Genomic DNA, 20,414 nt, shown 5'->3' with positions numbered 1-20,414 from the left:
TACGGCGGCGCCCCGCTCGGAGAACAGCATGGATCTGCGCAAGCTGAAGAAGTTGATCGACCTCGTCCAGGAGTCGGGCATTTCCGAACTGGAAGTCACCGAGGGCGAAGAGAAGGTCCGTATCGCCAAACACAGCACCGCCCCCGTTTCGAACTACCTCACGCAGATGCCGGCGAGCGTGCCGCAATTTGCGGCCCCGGCCCCGGCGATCGTGCTCACTCCGCCCGTCGATGACGTACCCGAAGGCATGGTCGTGAAATCGCCGATGGTCGGCACGTTCTATCGCGCCTCGGCGCCGGGCGCGAAACCCCTCGTCGATGTCGGCCAGACCGTCGCAGTCGGCGACCGCCTGTGCATCATCGAAGCGATGAAGCTGATGAACGAGATCGAATCCGAGTTCGCCGGCACGGTGAAGGCGGTCCTCGTCGAAAACGGCCAGCCGGTCGAATACGGCCAGCCGCTGTTCATCATCGCCTGAACGCCCTCATGTTCGAAAAGATACTGATCGCCAACCGTGGTGACCAGCCGCCGGCAGGCGGCGCAGCGGCGCAGCCAAATCGCGCGGCACGCGCAGCGTGCGGGCGCGATTTCGCCGCGGAGGCACCTCATGTTTGAAAAGATCCTGATCGCCAACCGCGGCGAAATCGCACTGCGTGTGCTGCGCGCGTGCCGCGAGCTGGGCATCCGCACCGTCGCAGTGCACTCGGTCGCGGACACCGAAGCGAAGTACGTCAAGCTCGCCGACGAGTCGGTGTGCATCGGCCCGGCGCAGTCGGCGCTGAGCTACCTGAATGTCCCCGCGATCATCTCGGCGGCCGAAGTCACCGACGCCGAAGCCATCCATCCGGGCTACGGTTTCCTGTCCGAGAACGCCGACTTCGCCGAACGCGTCGAGCAGTCCGGCTTCGTCTTCATCGGCCCGCGTTCCGACACGATCCGGCTGATGGGCGACAAGGTCAGCGCCAAGGATGCGATGAAGGCCGCCGGCGTGCCATGCGTACCGGGTTCGGAAGGCGCGCTGCCCGAGGAGCCGAAGGAGATCGTCAAGATCGCCCGCGCCGTCGGCTACCCTGTCATCATCAAGGCGGCCGGCGGCGGCGGCGGTCGCGGGATGCGGGTCGTCCACACCGAGGCGGCGCTGCTCAACGCGGTCGCGACGACGCGCGCCGAAGCCGAAGCGGCGTTCGGCAACCCGATCGTCTATATGGAAAAATTCCTCGAGAACCCGCGTCACATCGAGATCCAGGTGCTCGCCGACGAACACGGCAACGCGGTCTATCTCGGCGAACGCGACTGCTCGATGCAGCGCCGCCACCAGAAAGTCATCGAGGAAGCTCCCGCGCCGGGCATCGACCGCAAGGCCATCGCGAAAGTCGGCGAGCGCTGCGCCGAAGCCTGCCGCACGATCGGTTACCGCGGCGCGGGCACGTTCGAGTTCCTCTACGAGAACGACGAGTTCTACTTCATCGAGATGAACACGCGCGTGCAGGTCGAGCATCCCGTCACCGAGATGATCACCGGCATCGACATCGTGCAGGCGCAGATCCGCATCGCGGCCGGCGAAAAGCTGTGGTTCCGCCAGCGTCACGTCGAATTCCACGGCCACGCGATCGAGTGCCGCATCAACGCCGAGGATCCGTTCAAATTCACTCCCTGCCCGGGAAAGATCACAAACTGGCACACGCCGGGCGGACCCGGCATCCGCGTCGATTCGCACGTCTATAACGGCTACACGATCCCGTCGCATTACGATTCGATGATCGGCAAGCTGATCGCGTTCGGCGACACGCGCGAACAGGCGATCCGGCGGATGCGGATCGCGCTGTCGGAAATGGCGGTCGAAGGCATCAAGACGAACGTGCCGCTGCACCAGGAGCTGATGCTCGATGCACGCTTCGTCGAGGGCGGCACGAGCATCCATTACCTGGAGCACAAGCTCGCCGAACGCAACGAAGTCAAGAACCTTGCCTGACCAGGCCACGGACGCGCACATCATGTGGATCTCGGTAACCCTGCAGGCCGAAGCGCACAAGGCCGAAGCGCTGTCCGAGGCGCTGATGGACGCCGGCGCGCTGTCGATCAGCATCGAGGACGCCGACGCCGGCACCGACGCCGAGAAGCCGCAGTTCGGCGAACCCGGGCATCATCCGGTCGGGCTGTGGGATCACAGCCGCGTCATCGCGCTGTTCGATGCCGACGCCGACCTCACCGTCGCGCTCGCCCGCGCGGCGGCCGACGCCGGCTTCGATGCGGTGCCGCCTTTCACGCTCGAAGAGATCGCCGAGCAGAACTGGGTGCAGCTCACCCAAAGCCAGTTCGAGCCGATCCGCGTCACCGATCGGATGTGGATCGTGCCGTCGTGGCACGCCGCGCCCGACCCGGCGGCGATCAACATCGAGCTCGATCCCGGCATGGCTTTCGGCACCGGCTCGCATCCGACGACGCGCCTGTGCCTGGAGTGGCTGTGCGACGCGGTGCAGCCGGGCGACAGCGTGCTCGACTACGGCTGCGGCTCGGGCATTCTCGGCATCGCGGCAGTGCGCCTCGGGGCGGGCGACGTGCTCGGCATCGACATCGACGACAAAGCGCTCGACGCCGCGCGCGACAATGCCGGGCGCAACCACGTCGCGCTGCGGCTGCAGCACTCCCGCCAGCCACTCGACGCGCGCTTCGACGTCGTCGTCGCCAACATCCTGACGAATCCGCTGTGCGTGCTGGCGCCGCTGCTCGCGGCCCGCGTCGCTCCCGGCGGCAGGATCGCGCTGTCCGGCGTGCTCGAGACGCAGACCGAACAGGTGATCGCGGCATACGCACCGTTCCTGCCGCTGCGCGTTGGTGCAGTACATGAAGGCTGGGCGCGGCTCGAAAGCGGCTCTCCGCGACAAACCGGGAGCCAGTGATGTTCGCGCGCTGCCCGGCCTGCCAGACGGTATTCCGGGTGCAGCCGGAGCAGTTGCGCGTGCATCAGGGCGAGGTCCGCTGCGGACGCTGCTACGCGTCGTTCAACGCGCTCGATCGCGTGCTGCACGTCGCGCCCGCAGCATCGGCACCCGCCACACACGTGCCCCAATCGCCCGCTACCGCAGCGCCCCGCACCCCCGAATCGGTTCCGGACCGCGACGACCGCTTCTTCATCCTCGACGACCCACCTTCGGCCCCTGCGGTGACACAACAGGGTGCTGATGACCGAACAGAAACAGGAACCGGGCCGGGTGCCGCCACCGGGCGGGAGGCCGAAATCAAAATCCCGCAGCTCGACGATTTCAGCGACAGCCTGGATTTCGAGATCCCGGAAACTTTCCTGACCTCCCGCCCAGTCGCCGCGCAGCCGCCCGTACATTCCGCGCAGTCGTGGCCCCGGCAAGGCGGTTACGAGACGCTTGACGCGTTTGACAAGTTCGTCGACCGCCCGCAGCCCCCGTTCGACGCCGCCGGCGACGGAGACCGGGGCGAGTCCGAAGCCGCTGCGACATTCATCCCGGAGCCGTTCGAACCATGGGATCACCACGAGCCCGTCCTGCCGGGCGACGGGCATTTTTCCATCGCAACGGGCGACACGGCCGCCGAAGATGACCCCCTGCCGCCGATCCGGCGCGCGCGCACCGGCGGCATCGCGCCGCAACCGCTCGACGCCCCCGCTGCGCCCGCAAGCGCGACGCTACCGGCGCGCCAGGATGACGATGACGAACCGCCGGCCGGACACGCTTCCTCCCGCGCCCAGGCAGCCGATGAGGCGAACGAGGGCGAGCATCTCGACGCGACCTACGGCCCACCGGCTTCGTCCGGCAAGCGCTGGCTGCCCGGCTTGGGAGTCGGCATCCTGCTGGGCGCGCTGGCGGTGCAGAGCGTCTTTGTCTTCCGTGACGACATCACCCGCAGGTGGCCGCAGTTGCGCCCGGCCTACCTCTCCGCGTGCGCGCACCTGAAATGCACGCTGCCGCTGCCGCGCGTCGCCGGCGCGATCAGCATCGAAGCCTCGGAGCTGCAATCCGAGCCCGGCCGCGCCGCGCGCTTTGTGCTGAACGCGACGATCCGGAACCGCGCCCCCCACCCTCAGGCCTATCCGCATCTCGAACTGACGCTGACCGACGTCCAGGACCAGCCGCTCGTGCGCCGCGTGCTGGGGCCGGCGCAATGGCTCCCCGCCGGCCTCCTCGAACAGGGAGGCGCCGAACGCAGCTTCGACGCCGGACGCGACATCGTCGTGCAATTGCCGTTCGAGGCCCCGGGCGTCGAGGCCACCGGCTACCGGGTCTATGCTTTCTATCCGTGAACCGGCCCGCCTGCACGCGCTCAGGCGGCTGCCGGGCCCGTCTCCGATAATCTGGAACCCCGATGCAACATCGCTCCCCGGACACCCGCCAAAGCCCGTTCAAAGGCAAGACCGGCCTGCTACGGATCTGGAACGCCCTTCGCTACTCGTTCGCCGGACTGCGCGCCGCGCTCGAACATGAAGACGCGTTTCGCCAGGAATGCCTGCTGGCCGCCGTACTGGTCCCGCTCGCGCTCTTCATGCCGGCCAGCGGTGCGGGCAAAGCGCTGCTCGTCGGCAGCGTGCTGCTGCTGCTGATCGTCGAACTCGTCAACTCCGCGATCGAAGCGACCGTCGATCGCGTATCGCTGGAGCATCACCTGTTGGCCAAGCGAGCGAAAGACATCGGCAGCGCGGCGGTGCTGCTCGCGCTGGTCAATCTCGCGATAGTCTGGGGACTGGTGATCTTCGGTTGAAGCCGCTCCTGGGCAAGGAGTGCGCGCGGCATGGCAGTGGTCAAGAGGTTGTTTGAGCGAAAGGTGGCGTGAGAAGAAACACCCGTGCTACAGGCGCCGGGCGCTTGCCACGCGGCGACAGCCACGGCCGGTTCTTCACCACGGCACTCGACTTGATATGTTTTTAATATTAAAAACGTATCAATCAGATATTTATTCCATTGTTTTTCCAGAGGTTTTCCTGTTATTTTGATTTTTACACTTTTACAGGAAAACGCTCATGAAGGCGCTTGATCATCAGCAACAGCTCTTCATGGTCGAATCCGACCAACTTTACCGTACGTGGATCGAAGCGCTCAGGCACGCCCGCTCCTATCGCTACGGCATGCGCTGGGTGTCGTCGAAAGGGCGGCAATACCTCGTGCGACGACACGACGCACGCGGCAATGGCAAGTCGCTCGGCCCACGCAACACCGAAACAGAAGCCACCTTTGCCGCGTTTGCCGAAGGCAAGGCGCGCGCCGATGCGCGTTTGCAGCAGTTGTCGCGACGCATGAAGGAACAGGCCCGGTTAAACAAGGCCGCCCGGCTGGGCCGGCTGCCGACCATCGTCGGCGAGGTATTGCTGGCGCTGGCAGCCTCGAATGTGGCGCGGGATTTCTGCGTGGTCGGCACACACGCGATTCACGGTTACGAGGCCATGGCCGGTGTGCACTGCCAGATGGAGTTGCTGGCGTCGGGCGATGTGGACCTCCTTTACGACCCGCGTCGACGACTTGCCCTCGTGACGGACAAACTGGAGGGTCACGGCCTGCTGGGCCTGCTGCAGAAGGTCGACGCCAGCTTCGAAAGGCTGCCGGACACCCGCTTTCGCGCTGCCAACAGCAATGGTTTCACGGTCGATCTCATCATCCCCGAACGCGAATTGCAGATCACGGAGGCCGTCACCTTCGGCGCCGACGATCTCGTCGCGGTCGAAGTCCCCAACCTGCACTGGCTCGTCAATGCACCAAAGCTGGACGTGGTCGCCATCGCCGCCAATGGCGCACCGGTAATGATGCGCGTCCCCGACCCGCGCGCCTTCGCCCTGCACAAGGCCTGGCTATCGCAGCAACCGGACCGCGAACCGGTCAAGAAGCGCCGCGACCGTGCACAAGCCGTGATGGTTGCGGCACTGGTGCAGACCCACCTGCCGGCGCTGCCCTTCGACACCGCCAGTCTCAAATTCTTCAGCGTCGACATGCTCGCCCGCGCGCGCAGCGCCATCGAGCAGGATTCAGACATCCGACTACCTGGAATCGATTTTTAGAACATGACCACGCTCATCAGTTTCTCGGCAGGGGCCGTACTTTCTTCGTGCGCGCTTCGTCGTTTGAACGTAACCGTTCAGACCTCACCCGGATTTTCATTGGTTGCCCGGCGTAGTCTTGCGGGATAACGCCGGCTTCGAAGACGGCGTATGCGATGAAGCTGAGCGATCATGACCTGCGACAGATGGACGAGGGCTGGCCTTGCTGGAAAAGGCGATGGGGCACGCCGTGCCCTTGGATAACTAAGCAGGAAACTGTCGCTCCTTATCGCGCGGGGGCGTCAAAGGAACGACACTTTTGTGTCACGCAATGCAAAACGCATCTCGCAACAAGAACAGATGGCCGAACGTCAGTGAGCACCGTAATGGAGCCAGTCTGGAGAAACAAGGGGCGCGATCGGGGCAAGAATGGGACGGGGGTGTCATTCGGCTGAAACCCCTCCCGGGCCCCGAGTGGCTTGCCGACCCGGGAGCGAAAAGACGTCACCGATGGCGTCAGCGCGTGACCCGCGTCGTGCCCGCGTCCCGCACCAGGCGAACGCGTTCGCCGATGCGGAAGTTCTCGCCGCCGTCCTCCTGCACCACCGCAAGCACCTGGCCGTTCTCGAGCCGCACGGTGACTTCGACGCCCGGCTGGCGCGTCGCGCCTTCCTCTACCGCAGCGCCCGCCAGACCGCCCGCCACCGCACCGATCACCGTCGCGATCGCCTGTCCGCGCCCGCCGCCGACGCCGCTGCCTGCTATCCCGCCGACCGCCGCACCGGCCAGCGGTCCCACTGGCGTCTTCGTGCCTTCGAGCTTCACTGCGCGCACCGCTTCGACAGTGCCGTACTGGACGACCATCGTGCGCCGCGCCTCGCCGCGCTCGTAAGCGTCACCGCCGAGGCCGGACGCGCAACCCGTCACGCCGAGCGCCGCGACCAATGCCGCGACCAGCGCGAGCCGTTGCGTTTTACTGCGAGTTTTACTGCCATTCACCCTCATCCCGCTCACCATAACGCCTCTCCAAATGCTGCTGCATACCGTTCGGCAATGTCGTTGCGCGCGGGCGCATGGTTCTGCCCGCCGCGGTGCCCAATCTTGATCGCCCCCATCACCGACGCGAGCCGCCCCGTCCGCCACCAGTCGTAGCTGTTCGCAATGCCGTAAAGGAAACCCGCGCGATACGCGTCGCCGCAGCCGGTCGGATCGACCAGCTGGTCGGGCGCGACACAGGGAATCGCGATGCACCGGCCTTCCGCGTAGATCTGCGAGCCTTCCGGCCCGAGCGTCACGACCAGCGCTTCAACCTCTTCGGCGAGTTCGGCGAGCGTGCGCCCGGTCTTCTCGCTCAGCAACTTCGCCTCGTAGTCGTTGACCGTGCAGTAACGAGCCAGTTTCAGGCATTCCAGCAGCTCGCCGCCGGAAAACAGCGGCATCCCCTGCCCGGGGTCGAACACGAACGGAATCCCCGCCTCGGCGAACTGCGACGCGTGGTTCAGCATGCCGTCGCGCCCGTCCGGAGACACGATGCCGAGCTTCACGCCCGCGGCGTCCTGCACGCGGTTCAGGTGCGAATGATTCATCGCCCCCGGATGGAACGCGGTGATCTGGTTGTCGTCCAGATCCGTCGTGATGAAGGCCTGCGCGGTGAATGTGTCGGGCACGTGCGTCACGTGGTCCTCGCGCAGGCCGAGCTTGCGCAGCCGTTCCCGGTACGGTCCCGCATCGTCGCCGACCGTCGCCATGATCAGCGGATCGGCGCCGAGCAGCTTGAGGTTATAGGCGATGTTGCCCGCGCAGCCGCCGAACTCCCGCCGCATGTCGGGCACGAGGAACGACACGTTCAGGATGTGGATCTGTTCGGGGAGAATGTGGCTCTTGAAACGATCATGAAAGACCATGATCGTGTCGTAGGCGACGGAGCCGCAGACGAGAATGGACATGGCACACCTACCGGACGGAAAAGGCGGCCATTATAGAACTCTTACTCACCCGCCCGCGGACGCACACACACGGCAACAGCGCGCGCTCAGATCACCGCGCGCAGCTTTGCCGCCATCTCCTCGAGCGCCTCGCGCGGCGGATTCTTCGCCGGCCACGCCAGCGCCAGCCCGTCGCCTTCCCAGCGCGGCAGCACGTGGATGTGGAAATGGAACACCGTCTGCGCCCCGGCCAACTCGTTCGCCTGGAACAGCGTCACACCCTCGCAGCCGTACGCCTTCTTGACCGCCCGCGCCACCCGTGCCGCCGTCCGGAACACCGCCGACGCCAGATCGTCGTCGAGTTCGTAGATGTTGGCGCGATGCGGCTTCACGACCACCAGCGCATGGCCGGGATTGACCGACTGCAGGTCCATGAAGGCGAGCGTCGAGTCGTCTTCGAATATCTTCGACGCCGGCAACTCGCCTTTGGCGATACGGCAGAACACACAGGTTTCCATGCTTTCTCCTCGGGTTGGCGGGACTTGTTGTCACCGCATCGTAACGGCCAGATCACGGTGCCGCAACGCGGCGTTTCGAGAATGGCGTCACCGCTACCAACGAGGTCAGACGTCATGCTCCAGGCACTGCAACAACCCGCTGCCCGTACAGATCGCAGGCTCCAGGTCGGGCTCGCGAGCTGCGAAACCGAAATCTTGGAAGCGCACGGCGGGCCCTCGGCTCAAGGATCAGCACGCATCGCCACTCGAATACCACGTCTTCCCGCGCTGCCCGCTTCCTCTGGACCACCTGCGCGGCGATCTGCCCGTCGAAGCACCGCCCAGTGATCAAGGGTTATCTGCGGGCCGGCGCTTGGGTGTACGGCGGACCCAGGTGGGCGTCGGGCCTCAACACCGCCGACTTGCCGATGCTGCTGCCCATGAACAAGGCGGGCGGCAAATACGCCAGACTTTTCCTGGGACGCCCGCTTACAGCATCCGCTCGTAGATCGCTCGCATCCCCGATGCAGTCTGCTCCCACGAAAACGTCCGCGCTCGCAGCCTCCCCCGCTCCCGGAGGGTATTGCTCAGCGAGGAGGCGCCGGCCAAAGCCAGCATCGCGTCACGCCAGTCCGTGACCGCGAAGGAGTCCACCAGCAGCGCCGCGTCCCCCGCGACCTCCGGCACTGCGGACGCTGTCGACGCGATCACCGGCACGCCTGCCGCAAAAGCCTCGAGCACCGGCAAGCCGAAGCCCTCGTACAGCGAGGGAAACACCATCACACTCGCCAGGCCGAGCAATGCCGGCAAGTCCTCGTCCGCAACATACTCCAGCCAGCGCACCTGCGCATGCTCGCCGGCACGCAAGCGTGCTACCAAGGCGTTGCAGCCCCAGCCGTTCCGTCCGATCACGATCAGCGGCAACTCGTGCCGCGTCCCAATCGGCAACGCGCCATGCGCGGCGATCAGGAGTTCGAGATTCTTGCGCGGCTGCAGCGTTCCGATGAAGACGAAAAACCGGTCGGGCAAGCAATACGCCCGACGCACCCGGTCACGGGCTTCCGCCGTAGGGCGCTCAAACCAGCGACCGTCCACACCGAGCGGCACCACGCTCACACGCTCTTCCGCTACCCCGAACCAGCGCACGATCTCCTGGCGGGAAAAGTCCGAAATCGTTACGAGATGGTCCGCCCATCGCACGCTGCGACGCCACAACTCGTTTTTCAGCCGCTTGAAGCGATAGGACACCCATTCGGGATGCGCCAGCGGAATTGCGTCCATCAGCGTCGCCAGCACCGGGACGTCGCGCAATCGCGGGACGAAATGATCAGTCGCATGCACCAGGTCGACCCGTTCGCACAGCCGCCTCTGCATTTCCGGAAACGGGCGTCCCGCCGCCAGCGCGAACAACGCCTGTGGCCCGAACCTGCCGACACCCGACGCATTCGGCATCGACGCCGGCGGCTGCTCAGCGTAAACATACGGCACGATATTCAAGTCGGACTGCCGGGCGAGGCGCAGCATCAGCTCGCGCGTGACGTTGCCAATACCATCTACGCCGTTCCCATCCATCCCGTTTGCGAGCGCGGTGACACCGAAGCCGATTCGCATCGCCTCAGTGAGCATCCAGCATCCAGCGAAGCGTTTCGTCGAGCGGCGGCGTCTCCCATGCCCCGATCAGGGAGCGCAACTTCGACAGATCCCCGCACAAGGTCTTCACCTCGTTCGCGCGAACAAAGGCAGGATTCACCGTCACGCGAATCCGGTGTCCGGAAATCTTCTCCGCCATTGCCAGCACTTCCCGCAGCGAATAGCTGCGACCGGAACATATGTTCACGATTTCCCCTGCCGGCCGCAGCTCGATGAGTCGCCGATAAGCATGGACAACCGCGCGCACATCCGAGAAATCGCGCCACACATCCAGATTTCCCAACTCGATGACTTCTGCACGGCGACGAAAGTGCGCGACGATCTTCGGTAACAGAAACGAATCCGCCTGACCGGCCCCCGTGTAATTGAACGGCCGTACGATGACGATCGGCAGCTTGTTCATCCATAGACGCGCCATGAACTCCATCGCCAGCTTGCTCACCGCGTAATCGTTGGCGGGGTTGGGCGGACTCGACTCGGCCAGCAGCCCTTCCGTCGCATTCCCATACACATTGGCGCTGCTCGCCAAGAGCACGCAGTCCGGCCGCACACCCGAAGCGGCAAGGGCCGCCAGCAGGTTATGCGTCCCTATCAGATTTACCCGATAAAAGGCATCGGCGTCGCCATGTCCGACGAAAGCGATCCCCGCGAGATGCACAACCGCATCGGGCCTCAGTTCGCTGATCACGTCGCGCAATCCGGCCAGATCCGCGAGGTCCACCCGCCGATACTGCCCGTCACCCGGGTCTTCATGGACTCCAGTGCCGAAAACTTGCCATCCGGCAGCTTCGAACTCACTCCGTACGTAACGGCCAGTAAATCCCTGAATACCGGTCACCAAAACGCGCATTCTTTGCCCCCACCAATAGCCGAATAGCCCCCTTCATCGCGTCATCGCAGCGCTGGCAGCCCGCGAGGAGCGTCAGAACGAAAAGCCGCGCTCGTTTCGCCTGATGTCAGCCTCGACCATCATCAGGCACAGCTCTTCGAGCGTCGTCTTCGGCTCCCAGCCAAGTTCCCGCCTCGCCTTTTCCGGATCGCCAATCAGCAGGTCCACCTCGGCCGGTCGGTAGAACTTCGGGTTGACCTTTACCAGGGTCCGCCCCGTCGCGCGGTCGATGCCGATCTCGCGCTCATCCCTGCCTTCCCAGAGCAGCTCGAATCCGACGGCCTTACCCGCCATCGTTGCGAAGTCACGCACAGTCACCGTGCGGTTCGTGGCCAGCACATACGTGTCGGGTCTTGCTGCCTGCAGCATCCGCCACATCCCTTCGACGTATTCCTTGGCGAAGCCCCAATCGCGCTTTGCATCCAGATTGCCCAATTCCAGCACATCGAGCTTTCCGAGCCTGATCCTGGCAATGCTGTCCGACACCTTGCGCGTCAGGAACTCACGCCCGCGCAGCGGCGATTCGTGGTTGAAGAGTATGCCGCTGGCACCGAAGATGCCGTAGCTCTCACGGTAGTTCACCGTCATCCAGTGCGCATAGAGCTTGGCGACGCCATATGGACTGCGCGGGTAAAAGGGCGTGGATTCCACCTGCGGAATGGCCTGGACCTTGCCGAACATCTCCGACGTCGAGGCCTGATAGAACCGTACCGCCGGATTGACGATGCGAATCGCCTCGAGCAGATTCACCGCCCCGATGCCGGTGATTTCAGCCGTCGTCACCGGCTGCTCGAAAGACACGCCGACGAAGCTCTGTGCGGCAAGGTTATAGACCTCGGTCGCCTCGGACGACTGCAGCAAGCGAATGCAGGAAGACAGGTCGGTGAGGTCGTACTCCACCAGCTTCAGCTTGGGATCACCGGCGATGCCCAGTTCTTCGATCCGCCAGAAATTCACCGAACTGGTCCGACGGTAAGCCCCGAATACCGTGTACCCCTTCTCCAGCAGCAGCGCCGCCAGGTAGGCCCCGTCTTGTCCCGTGATTCCGGTTACGATTGCCGATTTGCTCACGCCTCATTCCTTATCCGAAAAAACCTTCCCCACCCGCCAGCCCCCAATGTTTGCACAACGACAGGGCGAAGCCACGGTCATTGCACGGCGCGGCACGTCGGCCACCCGCCATGCTGAAAAACTAAAAAACGTTTAATTATCTCATGCCGGCTCTGATGCACTGCATCAGAATGAAACCTGCTAGACTCGCGCGCTTACTTGAAGGGTGAAGGTGCATGAAACCGTCTAAACCGGCTGGCGACGAGCTGGCCCAGATTCTCGGGGGTCTCAGGCGGTTTTTCGTTACCGCGGGCGTCTTCAGCTTCTTCATCAATGCCCTCATGCTGGTCCCGGCGATATACATGCTGCAGGTGTATGACCGAGTGCTGGCCAGCCGCAACGAAACCACGTTGCTGATGCTCACCCTGATCATTCTCGTACTGTATGCCTTGATGGCGGGGCTGGAATGGCTGCGATCGAAGCTGCTCGTGCAGGCCGGCTTGCGGCTCGACGCCGATCTCAACCAGCGCGTGCTGTCCTCGTCTTTCCGGCTCAATCTGCGGCAGAGCGGCGCCAACGCTGGTCAGGCCCTGTCCGACCTGACCAACGTCCGCCAGTTTCTGACCGGCAACGGCCTGTTCGCCTTCTTCGATGCCCCGTGGACGCCGATCTTCCTCATCGTGATCTTCCTGATGCACCCGCTGCTCGGCCTGGTGTCGCTCGGCGGCGGCCTGCTGCTGCTCCTGCTGACCTACGTGACCGAGAAGGCCACCCGGCAGCCGCTCGCCGCCGCCAATGCTGCTGGCATCACCGCCAACCAGTTCGCCACCAACAGCTTCCGCAATGCGGAAGTGGTCGAAGCGATGGGAATGTTCCCCGCACTACGCAAGCGCTGGTACGCGCTGCACGGCAAGATGCTGGGATTGCAGACCCTCGCCAGCGACCGCGCCGGCATCATCTCGGCGTGCACCCGTTTCACCCGGGTCTCGGTCCAGTCGCTGATTCTCGGCGCGGGCGCCCTGCTGGTCATCGAAGGTAGCATCACGGCAGGCACCATGATCGCCGCCTCCATCCTCATGGGACGGGCGCTCGCACCGGTTGAACTCGCGATCGGAACCTGGAAGCAGCTCGTTGCCACGCGCTCCGCCTATGATCGGCTCGCCAGGCTGCTGGGCGAGTTCGGCCCAGCCCCGGCGGGCATGAGTCTGCCGCCCCCCCAGGGCGAGTATCGTGTCGAAAACGTCATCGCTGGCGCTCCCGGCGCCAATGCGCCCATTCTGCGCGGTGCCAGCTTCGCGATTCCCAAGGGCAAGGTTGTCGGCGTCGTCGGGCCGTCGGGCTCGGGCAAATCCACGCTGGCTCGCCTGCTCGTTGGCGTGTGGCCCGTCGCAAGCGGCAAGGTGCGCCTCGATGGCGCCGATGTGTACACCTGGAACAAGGAGGAGCTCGGCCCCTGGATCGGATACCTGCCGCAGGATGTCGAACTGTTCGACGGCACGGTGGCCGAGAACATCAGCCGGTTCGGTGAGCTCGATGCCGACGCCGTGGTGCGCGCCGCCCAGCGCGCGGGGGTGCACGAGATGATCCTGCGCCTGCCCAAGGGCTACGACACCCCGATCGGCGCGGGCGGCAGTGTGCTCTCCGGGGGGCAGCGCCAACGCGTCGGCCTGGCGCGCGCGATGTACGGCGATCCGGCGGTCGTTGTACTCGACGAACCCAACTCCAACCTCGACGATGTCGGCGAGCTTGCGCTGGTCGCAGCCATCAACCAGCTCAAGGCAGAAGGCAAGACCGTGCTCGTCATCACCCACCGCACCAACGTGCTGTCCGCGGTCGATCTGCTGCTCGTACTGCGCGACGGGGCGGTCCAGGCCTATGGTCCGCGCAATGAGGTTCTGGCTGCGCTCAACCAGGCGGCCCAGCAGGCGCAACAGGGCGCTCTTGCCCAGAAGTCCGCCGTCACGCCCGCCGCCCAGCCCGCGGCGGCCTGACCGCCGCGCTCATTCAGGATATTCGATTCAATGCTGCTTCAGTTTTTGCGTCGCGGAAAAGCGTCCACGGCATCGGAAGATGATGGTTCCCGCGCTCTGGAGGCTTCGACAGACGGCCTTGACCTTTCCGGCGATCCCGCCCGCCCGATGCGGCTCGGCATTGCTTTTCTCGTCCTGGGACTGGGAGGTTTCCTGCTGTGGGCCGCCTTCGCGCCGCTCGACGAGGGCGTGCCGGCGCAAGGCGCCATTGTCGTTGAGTCCCAGCGCAAGCCCGTCCAGCATCTTGGCGGCGGCATCGTTCGCCGGGTTTTCGTCAGTGAAGCACAGCGTGTGCAGGCCGGAGAGATTCTGATCGAACTGGATGACTCACGCCTGCGTGCGGAATTCGAAGCAGTCAAGGCCCAGCATCACGGAGCTCTCGCACTCAAAGCGAGGCTCGAGGCCGAACGGGAAGGCGCGAACAAGATAGCGTTTCCGGCCGAGCTGAAGGAGGCCGCCGCGCAAGACGGCAGCGCCCGGCAGAAAATGTTGATGCAGGAACAGCTTTTCGTCAGCCGCCGTAACGCATTGCAAGCCGAGCTGCGCGCCATCGACAATGGCGTCTCGTCGCTCGTGTCCCAGCGCGCCGGCCTTGAAGCCCGTCTTGCCGGGCGTCGCGCACAATACCGTCTCATCGAGGAACAGCTCGCCGGTAGCCGCGGTCTCGCTGCCGAAGGTTACCTGCCGCGCAATCGCCTGCTCGAGGAAGAGCGTCTCGCCGCCGATGTCTTTTCCCAGATTGCCGACCTCGAAGCCGGCATTGCCGCCAACCGCAGCAGCGTGGCCGAGACGACATCACGCCGCGAGGCCCGGGTAAACGACTTTCGCCAGCGCGTCGACGCCGAACTGGCCGACATCTCGCGTGACGCACCGGCGTATAAGGAACGTCTCGGCGCCGTCCAGTCCGACCTCCTCCGCACCCGCCTGGTGGCACCGGTCACGGGTTCCGTCGTCGGCTTGCAGGTGCAGTCCGTCGGGGCCGTCATCCCGCCCGGCGGCAAGGCCATGGACATCGTTCCCGCCGACGAGAAGATGATGCTCGAGGTGCGCATTCCACCCCATCTCGTCGATAGCGTTCATCCCGGACTGATCGCGGACGTCCGTTTTCACGCCTTCCAGGATGCGCCCCAGCTGGTGACCGAAGGGCGGCTCACCTCGATTTCCGCCGACCGCCTCACCGATCCCGCCACCCATGAGCCCTACTTCCTCGGCCGTATCGAAGTCCTGCCGGAAACGATGAAGCACCTCGAGGGGAAAGTCCTCGTCCCGGGCATGTCGGCCGAGGCCGTCATCAAGACTGGCGAGCGCAGCCTGCTCGACTACCTGGTACGGCCGCTGATCCGCCGCGCGTCATCGGCGATGACTGAATACTGACCATGCGCCCGACGCTCTCCCGGATCGCAGCGCGGCCGCGCTTGCGCCGCCTGCTGTCCCTGCTCGCCGCGGCGGGACTGTGCTCCGGTGCCGGTCTCGCTCACGCCACCACGCTCGATCTGCGCACCGCGGTCGATCGCGCCCTGCTTGCCGAGGCCAAGTACCGCGCCGCTCGCGCCGAGTACGCCGCCATGCAGCAGGAAATCCCGCGCGCCCGCGCCGGCCTGCTACCGCAACTCTCGGCCAGCGGTTCGCGCACCGATAACCGCGCCGACATCACGCAGACGAACGCGCTGGGGCAAAATACCAGCCGTGACAGCGACTACGTCAGCAGTAACTACTCGGTCACGCTGCGCCAGCCGCTCGTCCGTTACGACAGCTGGATCAAGTATCGCCAGGCCGATACCCGCGTCGAACATGCCGGCAGACAGGTCGAACTCGCGCATGACAGCCTCATCCTGAGCGTCGGCGAAAGCTACCTCAACTGCCTGCTCGCCGACGCCGTTGCCCAATTCGCTCGCGCCGAAGTTTCCGCCCTCGAAGGCCTGCTCGAATCGGCCACCCGCGGGCTGACCGCCGGCACCGCCACGCGCACCGACGTACTCGACGCCGAAGCCCGTCTCGACAGTGCCCGCGTCAAGCTCATCGAAGCCCGGCACGGCATCGACGCCGCACGCCGCACGCTCGAAGCCGCGATCGGCGAGCCAGTCGACGCCATCCGCACCATCGACGCCGACCGCCTCGTACTGGGCAGCCTGTCCAACCGCATCGACGACTGGCGCGAGGCCGCCCTCGCCGGCAATCCCGAAATCGCTGCTGCCCGCCTCGCCGTCGACCTTGCCCGCGACGAAACCCGCCTGCAGCGCGCCGGCCACTACCCCACGCTGGATTTCATCGCCCAGCGCCAACTCGCCGAAAGCGATTCGATCAGCACCTTGGGCACCCGCACCCACACTAATCTGTGGGGCTTCCAGGCCAACATTCCGCTGTTCGCCGGCGGCTACGTCACCGCCTCCACCCGCCAGGCAGCGGCCCGGCTCGAACGCGCCCAAGCCGAACTCGACGCCACCGTCGAACAGATCACCCTGCGCAGCGCGCGTGCCGTCGAGGGCCTCAAGGCCGCCAGCCAGCGCGTCCAGGCCCTCGCCCGCGCCGAAGACTCCGCCGCCGCCGCGCTCGTCGGCACCGAAAAAGGTCTGCGGGCCGGCACGCGCAGCTTCATCGACGTCCTCAACGCCCGCCAGCAGCTGTTCGAGGCCCGCCAGAACCGTGCCCGCGCCAACGCCGAATTCGTCCTCGGCCTGCTCGAACTGAAAGCCTCTGCCGGAGAACTCGACGACGCTGCGATCGCTACAGCCAACGACTTCCTCGCCGATGTCGCGATCGACCTGAACAGCGACTGAGGCCTGCCCCGCCCGCTACTCTGATATGGCCATGCCGGAGCAGGTGGAACTGTCGCGCTTGCGGACCGAGACTGCCCAGCTCCGGATGGAATGCGAAATATATAAAAAAAGCGATGGCGTACTGCGCGAAAGATGCCCTGTGAAGTACGCCTGGATTGATGCGCAACAGAGCGGCTTCTTCAACAGCCTGAAATTTCTGGAATCGCACGGAAGATCGGCACGACACCGTGCCGACACTTCAGCCTGTTTATCACTATCACTTTTTTTGGTGCGTGCCGCAGATGCCTGTCATGCATCTATGAGTGCGGTCCTCGGGTCGGGTGCGGTCAATGCGGAATCGATAGCGGTCTTCGCCCGGACCACCGACAGGTCGGTGTCGTCGACAAGAGCCAGCACAGCTCTCGAGGCCAGGTAGGCGAGGTCACGCTCGAGGCTGGCCAGATCAAGCGGATCGGTCTGTGCGGCAAGGTCGGAGACCGCGCCAAACTGCTCGACAAAGTACTGTCCGACAACCGCTCTGTTGGTGATCTGTCGTTGACGAACGAGAGCGCGCTCATATTCGAACTGCGACAGTTCCCCGTTCGCGTACATGGCATCCAGATCGATGAGCATTGCCCCCTCGACCAGTCCTGCGACCATGGACGATCGCGACAGCCCGTGATCGAGCAGGCTGGTCCAGTAGGCAATGCCATCGGGATCACCGCCATTCCCAAGCATGTTGACATATATCCGCTCCACGAAGGTCGAGTTGCTCAGACCTCCATAAAGCGTCGCAAATGCAGGGTGCCGAGCGAAACCGGCGGCAATGTCACTTCCCTGTTGGCCTGCGCCCATGTTGTCCAACCAGAACGCCAGCCCCGCTGCGTCGGGCGCGCGATCGAAGAAGGCTGCATACATTGCAGCGATCACCTGCCTGTGGGTGAGCGCACGACCATCGACACCCGACAGCACGAAGTTGGCACCGATGCTGGCATCACCATCTACAACAATGCTGCACTCAGGATGCATGCCGCTGCAGGAACCGCTCCAGCCGGCGAAGGCTGACCCGGATACCGGAACGGCACGCAACGCGATCGCCGAGCCTCCCGGAAATAGTGCGCTGCAGTTCGTACCGCAGTCGATGCCGGCCGGCAGTGTCGTGACACGGCCAAGTCCGGCACCGATTGGAACGACCGTGACCGTACTCAACTCGAGGGAGATGGTTACCTCGCTGGAAGCGGCCAATCCGTTGTCCTCGTCGCTGGTTTCCGCAACCTGGTTGTCCGGATCGACAAGAATGCCCACGTAGTAGGTGCCGGGCGGAGTGTCCGGTGGGATCACCACACTTCCGCTGCAGTCAACGTTTCCACCTTGTGCCAGGCCGACGATGGTGCACCCTTGAAGCGTATCCAGATCGCCGGCATCGATCACCCTGTCGGGCGAAAGGTAATAGCGGACCAGGAAGGGGAGGGCGGTTCCCTCCCCCTGATTGGAAATCGTTGCCGAGACGGCGATCGCTCCGCCGGGCTGCCCGACATCGGAGCTGCCAACCTGAACGGGGACCAGGTTGGCGCTTCCTGTCATGGTGGGAACGAAGTTCACCTCGTTTACCCAAGCGGCATCTTCCCCGGCGGATACCGAATTATCCTTGTTGAAGACCCAACTCAGAGTATATCTACCGGTGCCGAGCGGAATGGAAACGGTTCGCCAGTCGGTTTCACCGCTGATCCCGTTGGCAAAGCCATCGTCGATGTATAGATCAAGGTAGTCATAGCCCCTCTCGGACGAGACGCGCCACTGAAAGGAGAGGATGCCGGGTCCGGCAAGCGAGGTCTGCAGCAGCGACAATTGCCCATGACCGATTTGCCCGCTCCGTGCGGCAAGCCGGCCGGAACGTACCTCGGCGTGCCAGGGAGCCTCACCCGACGTATCCCATACGGCATCGGGCATGTCGAGCGCATCCGACAGGGAGGCTCCGTCACCCATACTGGAAAACAGCGCCGTAACCGACTTCGGCGCATTCAAGGCAATGGCGCAATAAGGCAAAGTGCCAGAGCAGTCCCCCTCCCACCCGGCGAAGACAGATCCCGACTCGGGGTATGCTTCGAGGGTAACGAGACCATGCAACTGGAAATAGCCGGTGCAGACGCTACCGCAATCGATCCCGGTCGGAGTACTGGTTACGCGCCCCGAGCCCGTGCCGGATCTTCCGATGGTCACTGGCTGTGCATCTATAGGCGGATCAAGCGCCGTCAACAGATCGAGACGGGGTGTGGAGATGCCATTGGTGTCGGTGATGCGCACCGTGCTGCTCGTCAGGCGGGCAACGATCGCGTCCGGTGATTCATCGGGGTACTGGGCACGCAGCACCGCAACCGCTCCGGCCACGTGCGGAGCGGCTTGGGATGTCCCGCCCATTGCAATGCCGCCAGCGTTGATGATTGCCCCGGGAGCAAGCAGCACAAGAAAATCGGCACTGTTGGAAAAGCACGTAGTCTCGTCTGCCCGGGACTGCGTGTCGGTGCAGTTGCCCCAACGCATCGTACCAAGCGCATCATCATAAACCGCACCGACCGAAACGGCAGAAGGCACGCACGCCGGCGTGGAAAGCGCAGCCTTGTAGGCGTCGTTACCCGAAGCCACAGAAGCCAGCACCCCCGCCGCGCGGGCGCGGTTGATCGGCGCGGCAAAGACATCCGCACCGCAGGATACAGGAAATCTCCCCGCCCCCAGGCTGAGGTTCATGGCGACAATGTTATGCACCGCACGGTTGGCGATGACCCAGTCGATTGCCGCAATGATGTGGCTCGACCAAGCGTACTCGCCATCGAACACATCCAGCGAAACGATTCGCGCGCCAGGTGCCACGGCTGCCGCGATCGCAGCGACGTTGGTGCCGTGCCTGATCGCATCATCGCGCACAAAATCATCGGGCGCGAAATCCCGTGCAAAGGCAACACGGCATCCCGCCCCCGGCGCCGCACAGCTCCCGAAAGCCGGGTGGGTGTAATCGACGCCGGTATCGAGGATCGCAATGGCTGTACCGCTGCCGGTTCTGCCCGTGGCGACCGCCGACGGCTGGCCGATGAGCGGCAGACTCGCCGACAGCGTGCGCTTGAGCCTGACGTCCGAATGCACTCGCCTGACCCCTGGCTGGCGCAGCAATGCGGCGAGCGCCTCCGGCGTATGCAGGCGGAGTACACTCATCGGCAGGTGTTTATAGTCACGCACTTCGATAACCAGACGCTTGTCGAGCGCCTGCAGTACCTGATCCTTGCGCGAACGGTAGGTGCGCGCCCGTCTTTCCAGTACTTCAGCAGCCTCGAACGGCAGCTTCAAGCCCCCTGACGCGCCGGGAACCGCTGGTAGCACCTCATCGTCCTCGTATTCGACGATGATGGAAATCTCTGCGTTGCCCGATAGTGCGGCCTGGTCTTCACGGTTGAGCCGCACAATGTCCTCGGCTGCGTCGAAAAGCCCGACCGAATAGTGTGTCTTGCCCAGCAAGGCTCCCTTGGCTGGCGGCACCCAAAGGCAGGACAGAATGAGCATTACCCCGAACCACAACGCCCCCCGGCACGACGCGGAGGTAGCGAAACCAACCAGGAGAGTACGCCCCCGG

The 20,414-nt window shown here is 64.5% G+C and carries 16 protein-coding genes and 2 pseudogenes; 11 read left to right on the top strand and 7 right to left on the bottom strand.

Annotated elements, in window-relative coordinates:
* Nucleotides 1-28: 28 nt before the first annotated feature.
* The 6 genes from accB (at nt 29) to pbN1_RS13110 (ending at nt 6,016) form a co-directional block, all read left to right on the top strand.
* Nucleotides 29-478, top strand: a complete 450-nt coding sequence (gene accB / locus pbN1_RS13135) for an acetyl-CoA carboxylase biotin carboxyl carrier protein (RefSeq protein WP_169202921.1) — start codon at nt 29-31, stop codon at nt 476-478.
* A 129-nt stretch (nt 479-607) separates the two neighbouring features.
* Entirely contained in the window at nt 608-1,972 is a 1,365-nt protein-coding gene (gene accC / locus pbN1_RS13130) for an acetyl-CoA carboxylase biotin carboxylase subunit (RefSeq protein ID WP_169202922.1), read from the top strand.
* Between the two features lie 22 nt (nt 1,973-1,994).
* Complete coding sequence (gene prmA / locus pbN1_RS13125) at nt 1,995-2,900, top strand: 50S ribosomal protein L11 methyltransferase (RefSeq protein ID WP_169202943.1); 906 nt, start codon at nt 1,995-1,997, stop codon at nt 2,898-2,900.
* Nucleotides 2,900-4,273: a DUF3426 domain-containing protein gene (locus pbN1_RS13120; protein ID WP_244856952.1), complete on the top strand. Its 1,374-nt coding sequence runs from the start codon at nt 2,900-2,902 to the stop codon at nt 4,271-4,273. The genes prmA and pbN1_RS13120 overlap by 1 nt, the downstream gene beginning before the upstream one ends.
* Nucleotides 4,274-4,335: 62 nt before the next feature.
* Nucleotides 4,336-4,728, top strand: a complete 393-nt coding sequence (locus pbN1_RS13115; RefSeq protein ID WP_169202924.1) for a diacylglycerol kinase — start codon at nt 4,336-4,338, stop codon at nt 4,726-4,728.
* A 259-nt stretch (nt 4,729-4,987) separates the two neighbouring features.
* A complete protein-coding gene (locus pbN1_RS13110) occupies nt 4,988-6,016 on the top strand; it encodes a GSU2403 family nucleotidyltransferase fold protein (RefSeq protein WP_169202925.1) in 1,029 nt (342 codons plus the stop codon).
* Between the two features lie 495 nt (nt 6,017-6,511).
* Here the strand turns inward: pbN1_RS13110 and pbN1_RS13105 are convergent, their stop codons facing one another.
* The 3 genes from pbN1_RS13105 to pbN1_RS13095 form a co-directional block, all read right to left on the bottom strand.
* A complete protein-coding gene (locus pbN1_RS13105) occupies nt 6,512-7,000 on the bottom strand; it encodes an outer membrane lipoprotein (protein WP_169202926.1) in 489 nt (162 codons plus the stop codon).
* 5 nt (nt 7,001-7,005) lie between these two features.
* Nucleotides 7,006-7,941: a carbohydrate kinase family protein gene (locus pbN1_RS13100; protein WP_169202927.1), complete on the bottom strand. Its 936-nt coding sequence runs from the start codon at nt 7,939-7,941 to the stop codon at nt 7,006-7,008.
* Between the two features lie 86 nt (nt 7,942-8,027).
* Nucleotides 8,028-8,438: an HIT family protein gene (locus pbN1_RS13095; protein WP_169202928.1), complete on the bottom strand. Its 411-nt coding sequence runs from the start codon at nt 8,436-8,438 to the stop codon at nt 8,028-8,030.
* Nucleotides 8,439-8,655: 217 nt separating this feature from the next.
* Between pbN1_RS13095 and pbN1_RS20810 the strand changes: the two are divergent.
* A pseudogene (locus pbN1_RS20810) lies at nt 8,656-8,902 on the top strand (GNAT family N-acetyltransferase); the annotation flags it as partial.
* Between the two features lie 4 nt (nt 8,903-8,906).
* Here pbN1_RS20810 and pbN1_RS13090 read toward each other — a convergent pair.
* The 3 genes from pbN1_RS13090 to gmd form a co-directional block, all read right to left on the bottom strand.
* Nucleotides 8,907-10,043 (bottom strand): glycosyltransferase family 4 protein, encoded by a 1,137-nt coding sequence (locus tag pbN1_RS13090; RefSeq protein WP_210147499.1) that lies wholly within the window; start codon nt 10,041-10,043, stop codon nt 8,907-8,909.
* Nucleotides 10,033-10,917 (bottom strand): GDP-mannose 4,6-dehydratase, encoded by an 885-nt coding sequence (locus pbN1_RS13085; protein ID WP_169202929.1) that lies wholly within the window; start codon nt 10,915-10,917, stop codon nt 10,033-10,035. Before pbN1_RS13085 ends, pbN1_RS13090 begins: the two co-directional genes overlap by 11 nt.
* Nucleotides 10,918-10,989: 72 nt before the next feature.
* Nucleotides 10,990-12,027, bottom strand: a complete 1,038-nt coding sequence (gene gmd, locus pbN1_RS13080; protein WP_169202931.1) for a GDP-mannose 4,6-dehydratase — start codon at nt 12,025-12,027, stop codon at nt 10,990-10,992.
* A 215-nt stretch (nt 12,028-12,242) separates the two neighbouring features.
* On the opposite strand from gmd, the gene pbN1_RS13075 reads away from it, so the two are divergent.
* The 4 genes and pseudogenes from pbN1_RS13075 to pbN1_RS13060 form a co-directional block, all read left to right on the top strand.
* Nucleotides 12,243-13,997, top strand: coding sequence for a type I secretion system permease/ATPase (locus pbN1_RS13075; RefSeq protein WP_169202932.1), 1,755 nt, complete (start codon nt 12,243-12,245; stop codon nt 13,995-13,997).
* Nucleotides 13,998-14,144: 147 nt separating this feature from the next.
* Nucleotides 14,145-15,410, top strand: coding sequence for an HlyD family type I secretion periplasmic adaptor subunit (locus pbN1_RS13070; RefSeq protein WP_168954823.1), 1,266 nt, complete (start codon nt 14,145-14,147; stop codon nt 15,408-15,410).
* 2 nt (nt 15,411-15,412) lie between these two features.
* Nucleotides 15,413-16,813 carry a TolC family outer membrane protein gene (locus pbN1_RS13065; RefSeq protein ID WP_169202933.1) on the top strand — a complete coding sequence of 467 codons (1,401 nt, stop codon included), beginning with the start codon at nt 15,413-15,415 and terminating at the stop codon, nt 16,811-16,813.
* 34 nt (nt 16,814-16,847) lie between these two features.
* Nucleotides 16,848-16,979, top strand: a pseudogene (locus pbN1_RS13060) (IS3 family transposase); the annotation flags it as partial.
* Between the two features lie 122 nt (nt 16,980-17,101).
* On the opposite strand, the gene pbN1_RS13055 reads toward pbN1_RS13060, so the two are convergent.
* Complete coding sequence (locus pbN1_RS13055; RefSeq protein WP_169202934.1) at nt 17,102-20,344, bottom strand: S8 family serine peptidase; 3,243 nt, start codon at nt 20,342-20,344, stop codon at nt 17,102-17,104.
* Between the last annotated feature and the right edge of the window lie 70 nt (nt 20,345-20,414).

This window comes from Aromatoleum bremense, from assembly GCF_017894365.1.
Taxonomy (GTDB): domain Bacteria; phylum Pseudomonadota; class Gammaproteobacteria; order Burkholderiales; family Rhodocyclaceae; genus Aromatoleum; species Aromatoleum bremense.
The sequence above is the reverse complement of the archived record's forward strand: the minus strand, read 5'-3'. Positions and strand labels throughout refer to the sequence as shown.

Coding starts and splice junctions, on each gene's coding strand:
- accB (WP_169202921.1), top strand. CDS start 29: ATGGATCTGCGCAAGCTGAAGAAGTTGATCGACCTCGTCCAGGAGTCG.
- accC (WP_169202922.1), top strand. CDS start 608: ATGTTTGAAAAGATCCTGATCGCCAACCGCGGCGAAATCGCACTGCGT.
- prmA (WP_169202943.1), top strand. CDS start 1,995: ATGTGGATCTCGGTAACCCTGCAGGCCGAAGCGCACAAGGCCGAAGCG.
- pbN1_RS13120 (WP_244856952.1), top strand. CDS start 2,900: ATGTTCGCGCGCTGCCCGGCCTGCCAGACGGTATTCCGGGTGCAGCCG.
- pbN1_RS13115 (WP_169202924.1), top strand. CDS start 4,336: ATGCAACATCGCTCCCCGGACACCCGCCAAAGCCCGTTCAAAGGCAAG.
- pbN1_RS13110 (WP_169202925.1), top strand. CDS start 4,988: ATGAAGGCGCTTGATCATCAGCAACAGCTCTTCATGGTCGAATCCGAC.
- pbN1_RS13105 (WP_169202926.1), bottom strand. CDS start 7,000: ATGAGGGTGAATGGCAGTAAAACTCGCAGTAAAACGCAACGGCTCGCG.
- pbN1_RS13100 (WP_169202927.1), bottom strand. CDS start 7,941: ATGTCCATTCTCGTCTGCGGCTCCGTCGCCTACGACACGATCATGGTC.
- pbN1_RS13095 (WP_169202928.1), bottom strand. CDS start 8,438: ATGGAAACCTGTGTGTTCTGCCGTATCGCCAAAGGCGAGTTGCCGGCG.
- pbN1_RS13090 (WP_210147499.1), bottom strand. CDS start 10,043: ATGCTCACTGAGGCGATGCGAATCGGCTTCGGTGTCACCGCGCTCGCA.
- pbN1_RS13085 (WP_169202929.1), bottom strand. CDS start 10,917: ATGCGCGTTTTGGTGACCGGTATTCAGGGATTTACTGGCCGTTACGTA.
- pbN1_RS13075 (WP_169202932.1), top strand. CDS start 12,243: ATGAAACCGTCTAAACCGGCTGGCGACGAGCTGGCCCAGATTCTCGGG.
- pbN1_RS13070 (WP_168954823.1), top strand. CDS start 14,145: ATGCGGCTCGGCATTGCTTTTCTCGTCCTGGGACTGGGAGGTTTCCTG.
- pbN1_RS13065 (WP_169202933.1), top strand. CDS start 15,413: ATGCGCCCGACGCTCTCCCGGATCGCAGCGCGGCCGCGCTTGCGCCGC.
- pbN1_RS13055 (WP_169202934.1), bottom strand. CDS start 20,344: ATGCTCATTCTGTCCTGCCTTTGGGTGCCGCCAGCCAAGGGAGCCTTG.